Raw genomic sequence first — 6,322 nt, forward strand, 5'->3', positions numbered from 1 at the left:
CCCCAGAAGCATCTACGGTAGCAATTGAATTATCTGAACTAGACCAAATTCCAGGGTCACCATCACTAGAAAAAGTAGTCGTTTCTCCTTCACAAATCTCTTGAGTTCCTGAAAGTGTACCTGCATTAGGTAGTCCGGTTACGGAAATTGTTCTAATAGCAATGTCGTTAACTGCACAAGGTGCATTGGCATAAACCGTATACCAAATAGTAGCTGTTCCTTCGGCCACAGCAGTCACTTCTCCGGAAGAGTTTACAGTGGCAATTGAATTATCAGAGCTAGTCCAAGTACCAGCATCTCCATCACTAGAAAACGTAGTTGTTTCTCCTTCACAAATCTGTTGGTTTCCTGAAAGCGTACCTGCATTTGGTTGTTCAGAAACAGTAACAGATCTAGTCGCAATGTCACCCACAACACATGGTGCGGTGGCAGCAACAGTATATGAAATTATAGTTGTTCCTTCGGCGATACCGGTTACTTCCCCAGACGCATTAACAGTAGCAATGGATGTATCTGAACTAGACCAAATTCCAGTATCGCCATCGCTAGAAAATGTTGTAGTTTCTCCTTCACAAACTTCTTGTGTTCCTGACAGCGTTCCTGCATTTGGAAGTCCAGTTACAGTTATGGTTCTAGTTGCTATGTCATCTATAGCACATGGTGCAATAGCAGCAACAGTATATGAAATTGTAGCCGTACCTTCCGCCAAAGCAGTAATTTCTCCAGAAGCATCAACAGTAACGATTGAATTATCAGAACTAGACCATGTGCCAGCATCCCCATCAGAAGAAAATGTCGTTGTTTCACCTTCACAGACATTTTGAGTACCAGAAAGTGTACCCGCGTTTGGAAGTCCAGTAACGGTCACCGTTCTAGTTGCAGTATCATCAACAGTACATGGGGCAGTAGCCGCAACAGTATATGAAATAGTAGCCGTACCTTCCGCCACAGCAGTAATTTCTCCAACTACATCAACAGTGGCAATGGCAGTGTTAGAACTCGACCATGTACCTGTATCTCCATCACTGGAAAATGTTGTAGTATTTCCTTCACAAACGTCTTGTGTTCCTGACAGCGTTCCTGCGTTTGGAAGTCCTGTTACGGTAACGTTTCTAGTAGCTATGTCATCTACAGCGCAAGGCGAAGTAGCAGCAGCGGTATAAGAAATGGTAGCAGTACCTTCTGCCAAAGCAGTAATTTCCCCAGCAGCATCTACAGTAGCAATGGCAGTGTTAGAACTCGACCATGTACCTGTATCTCCATCACTGGAAAATGTTGTAGTATTTCCTTCACAAACTTCTTGTGTTCCAGAGAGCGTTCCTGCATTTGGAGCCGCTTCGATTTCTAAAGTTGCTGTTGATTCTTCAAAGCAAATGTTTGCCTCGTTCGAAACAATTACTTTATAGGTATAATTATCTTGAGAGAGACTTACGTTTGATAAAGTTAAGCTTAATGTTGAACCACTGGCAACCGTTCCGGATTCCCCGGCAATATCAGAATAATTTGTTCCATCACTACTTTCCTGCCAACGATAATCCACGTTAGTACTTGCTGTTGTAATAGGGTTAGTTGTTAAGATGGTAGTGTTAGCTATTGTTGAAAAGGTTACATCGGCTCCTTCGCAAACATCTTGATTTGTTAGAGCGCTTAGTGCTATCGTTACACCTTCTTGAAAAGTATTTTTTCCTCCAGACGTGGTTGCCGGGGTCGTGTCATAAGTTGTTCCTGTAACTCCTGCAGTTATTACTAATCCATTAGAATTTACAGTTGGAGAACCAGTACCAAAAACTCCATTATCGTTACCATCAGTATCTATATTTGCATAGGCTTCATCAGCATCACTGCATCCATCACCATCACTATCCAAATCCAAATAATCAGGAACGGTATTACTATTTGTATCGATAAGTAAACAACCTTCAAAAATTAAATCAATACCATCGCCAAGTCTTCCATCAAGGTTTCCGGTACCGGAATATTGGGTTACATTAAAGGTGAAACTAGTCATTGCACCATTTATTTGAAAGGTACCTGCAGCTTCACCAACTGAACAATCATTTAAAGTATTTGGGGATTCAGTAATTCTACGATGTACAAAATTCTTAGGACTATTTCGACCAATGTCTCCATTTTGGGAGATAATACTCATGGTATTGGTGCCTTGAAGTTCCCATAAACTAGAAGTAATACGATTAGATCCATCACTTCCACCTAAACCAGCAAGATGAAATCTTGGATTATTTACAGTAATAGGAACATTACTTGAATTAAAGTATTCAACTACGAACGTACCTGAATTTGTACTGCTAAATGTAGCTTGTCCAGAAACAATACTTAATGCTGGTTTATTAGTATTGGGCAAAGGACCAAAATTTGAAGTAAACCCGGTGCAATTTCTATCGAAATTTGGTTGATTAGAGGTAGGTACATTTTGCCAAAAACTTGAATTTGCCAATGAAACTCTTACTTTATTACCATCCAAAAAATTGGACTCCCAAACACCAGTACTAATTTCGCTCCAAGTTCCAGTGATATAACAGCTCTGTTCATCAGTATCTCGTATACCATCATTATCATTGTCGAGATCACAACTTTCATTGATGCCGTCTGCATCTGGGTCGAGAGGAGTAGGGGTGCCTACTATAGTTCCATAAGTACAAGGGTCGTAAATTAAGTTAGAAAGCACAAACTCTACTTCATCCGAGGCAGTGAGCAATGAAATTAAGCCACCAGTTACTTCTACATTCATGTTGATTGATGGAACTAGACCATCTAATTCCATACTAGCACCTCCCGTTCCGGTGTCCACACCGTTACCACATTCACCTCCACCACCTGCAATTAGTGCGTTGGAATTAATATTGAAATTAGTTGCTGTCGATTGGAATATCGAACCATTAGAGGTTAACTCGTTCCATGTGCCATTTGTTAGGTCGAAATTTCCTGTCGCCCCTGCAGCTATAATAACAATAGCAAAAGTACCAACTTTATCCACATTTAATATTGGACTCGCCAAGTCTATAGAGTCCCCCGTGGCTGCATCAAAAAAATGAAATTCAAGTGTACCCGAATTTGCTGAACTTGCTGAAATTTCAATAGAAGGACTACCAAAAATATCCGGAGTAGGGTTGCCATAAGTTGCATCAGAAGTACATCCCATTGTTTCATTTCCGAGAATTGATACACCTCCAGTTACTCTGGCCTCTACGCGCACTAAACCATCCGAACTAAGTGACTCCCAAGTAGTCGTATTTAGTTGACTCCAAGTAGTAGTTTGCTGGGCCAATAAAATATTGACAGCACCTAGAAGAAACAATGTAAGTAGTAATGTTTTTTTGAAAATTTTCAATTCAATAAACTAATGATTAGTCGTTCGCCTAAAATATATAAGTTAATTCTTACATTTTTATAAGTAAATATAAACCGCTAAAATGCCCGTCTCAATTAAATGTTGTAAACGGTTAATAAATAGAGGTAAAGATGGTATAAAGTGTGGACTGGTAATAAAGTAAATTGAACGCTAGAGGCCTAATTCCTTGCCTTTTAGTAGCATATATTTTTTAGCAGCTTCATATTCATTAGGAATTTCACCTTCAAGAATGGCTTCTTTAATGGCTTCTTTTATAATACCAATTTCCTTGGAAGGTTTTAAATTGAAGGTTTTCATTATTTCCTCTCCGGATACTGGAGGTTGGAAATTTCGTATTTGATCACGATTCTCAACTTCGATAATTTTTTTACGGACCAGTTCAAAATTGCTTTTGTATTTATTCTGTTTTCTCGTGTTTTTTGTAGTAATATCAGCAACACACAGGGTCATTAAATCTTCTACATGTTCACCGGCATCAAACACCAATCTACGAACAGCTGAATCTGTAGCATAATCTTCGGCGAGTACAATAGGTCTAGAACTCATGCGTACCATTTTCTGAACAAATTTCATTTTATCATTTAATGGCATTCGCAAGCGTTTAAAGAGTTTGTATACCATTTTTGAACCCACAAATTCGTGACCATGAAAAGTCCAACCAATTTTTTTATGGAATTTTTTAGTAGGTGCTTTGCCAATATCATGTAACAGCGCAGCCCATCGTAGCCAAAGATTATCAGTGGTTTTAGAAATATTATCCACCACTTCTAAGGTGTGCCAAAAATTATCTTTATGCCGTTGACCTTCAATTTCTTCTATACCTTGCAATGCTACTAATTCTGGAAAAATGAAAGCTAAAAGTTCGGTTTTATTTAATAATGCAAATCCCTTAGAAGGTTTATCACTCATCATTATTTTATGAATCTCATCGACAATACGTTCATTAGAAATAATTTTAATTCGCTCTTTATTTTCTGTGATAGCTTTAAGGGACTGATCTTCAATTTTAAAATTTAATTGAGTTGCAAATCGAATGGCTCGCATCATTCTCAAAGGGTCGTCAGAATAGGTTATATTAGGTTCGAGCGGGGTTTTTATAATTCCTTTTTCCAAATCTAAAACCCCATCAAAAGGGTCTAGTAATTCACCGAAATTAGTAGCATTGAGTGAAAGTGCAAGTGCATTAATGGTGAAATCTCTTCTTTTTTGATCGTCTTCTAATGTACCATTCTCAACAACTGGCTTTCGACTATCGCTATGGTAACTTTCCTTCCGAGCACCTACAAACTCAATTTCTATTTCTTGATGTTTTACCATCGCTGTACCAAAATTTTTAAATACAGAAACATGTGGCTTACTGCTTAATTTGGATGCAACTTTTTTGGCGAGTTCTATACCACTGCCAACTGCCACTATATCAATATCTTTAGGACTTCCTCTTTGCAATAAATAATCACGTACAAATCCACCAATAACATAGCATTCTATATCAAGTTCTTTGGCCGAATCGGCGATAATTTTAAAAATAGGATTATTTAATGCTTCTTTATATTGTGGCAAACTCATTTGTTTTTAATAGTACTAAATCGGATTCCGTTTTAAAGTCCTATTTTAGAATAAAATAATTATGTGCGAATTATCTTTACAGTTCCGTCATTAGCTAGTTTAATTATAGCAGATGGAGCACCATTTTTTTTCTCGCGGTTCAAATTTACCACATAGTCCACGCCTTTTAAAATCTCGTCACTTATTTCGTTAAAAGATTTAGGGGTAGGAGAACCGGAAATATTTGCCGATGTAGAAACGATGGGTTTTTTAAATTTATTTATTAAATATTGACAATACTTATCTGAGGCTACTCGTATTGCCAACGTATTATCGTCAGCAAGTAGATTCTTAGCAATGTCCTTAGGGTTATCGTAAATAATAGTGGTTGGTTTGTCAGTAATATCAATTATATCCCAAGCTACTTCAGGAACAGATGTTACATGTCTTTCTAACATAAAATCGTTGGCCACTAAACAAATTAAGGCTTTAGAATCATTTCTTTTTTTTAGTTCATAAACCTTTTTTACAGCCTCTTCATTTGTAGCATCACAACCGATGCCCCATACGGTATCAGTGGGGTAGAGTATGAGTCCCCCGTTTTTGAGAACATCAACGGCCTTATTAATTTCGTCAATCATTAGTGAATTTTCTGATTATGTTTTATTGATTTGCCGAGAGGTAAACCGATTAAAATTCGAGTAAATAGTTTAAAATACTTGGGTTTAATTACTGAGGTTATCCCATATCTAAGAACGAAAACTAGGCGAAGCATTTGATAATGAAAATAACCATAGTTTTTGCGAATTACATAAAACAGAGATGTTTTTAGTTCAATTTTAGTTGCCAAAGGCATTACCGTTTTACCTATACTTTTCCCCTGATAATGTAAATAAGAAGCATTTGGAATGAAATAAGTTTTTCTATTTAACTTTTTCAAACGATAACAAATATCACTTTCTTCATAATACAAAAATAGATTGGTGTCGAATCCACCTACTTCATTAAAGTCATTAGCCTTAAAAAACATAAAACTACCGTTAACATAATCAACAGGAATAGGGTATGCATATACCTTTTTTCTATTGGGTTTAGAAAATAGTTTCTCAACAAATTGTTTTCCAAATACTTCGCGCCAAAATGATGTAAAATGGTCAAAACTTATTTGTTTTTCTTGCTTTTCATTAAATATTTGTGCCCCGCATACCGCGGCATCAGAAGCGCCAATTAAGAAATCGTAACAAATGGAAACACAGTCGTTAATTAATAAAGTATCATTGTTTAAAAACAGATAATAATCTCCTTTAGCGTATTGTACTCCGTGCATATTTCCACCTCCAAAGCCTGTATTTATTCTACTTCTAATTATTTTAACTTTATCAGAATTCAGTTTTATTAGGCTAGATT

General features: G+C 37.0%; 4 protein-coding genes. All 4 read right to left on the bottom strand.

What is annotated here, in order from left to right; translation table 11 throughout:
- The coding region (locus ABJF52_RS13255; RefSeq protein WP_348151060.1) for an Ig-like domain-containing protein at positions 1-3,349 on the bottom strand (3,349 nt) is incomplete at its 3' end.
- A gap of 171 nt (positions 3,350-3,520) precedes the next feature.
- Entirely contained in the window at positions 3,521-4,936 is a 1,416-nt protein-coding gene (locus ABJF52_RS13260; protein WP_348151063.1) for an HD domain-containing protein, read from the bottom strand.
- A gap of 59 nt (positions 4,937-4,995) precedes the next feature.
- Positions 4,996-5,556, bottom strand: coding sequence for an L-threonylcarbamoyladenylate synthase (locus ABJF52_RS13265; protein ID WP_348151066.1), 561 nt, complete (start codon positions 5,554-5,556; stop codon positions 4,996-4,998).
- A partial coding sequence (locus ABJF52_RS13270) for a glycosyltransferase family 2 protein (protein ID WP_348151069.1) occupies positions 5,556-6,322 on the bottom strand: 767 nt, incomplete at its 5' end. The genes ABJF52_RS13265 and ABJF52_RS13270, both read right to left, overlap by 1 nt.

The organism is Aurantibacter sp. (genome assembly GCF_039941195.1).
In the GTDB taxonomy this organism is placed as follows: domain Bacteria; phylum Bacteroidota; class Bacteroidia; order Flavobacteriales; family Flavobacteriaceae; genus Aurantibacter_A.

Excerpts from the sequence above, each read along its gene's own strand:
- ABJF52_RS13260 (WP_348151063.1), bottom strand. The coding sequence starts at position 4,936 with ATGAGTTTGCCACAATATAAAGAAGCATTAAATAATCCTATTTTTAAA.
- ABJF52_RS13265 (WP_348151066.1), bottom strand. The coding sequence starts at position 5,556 with ATGATTGACGAAATTAATAAGGCCGTTGATGTTCTCAAAAACGGGGGA.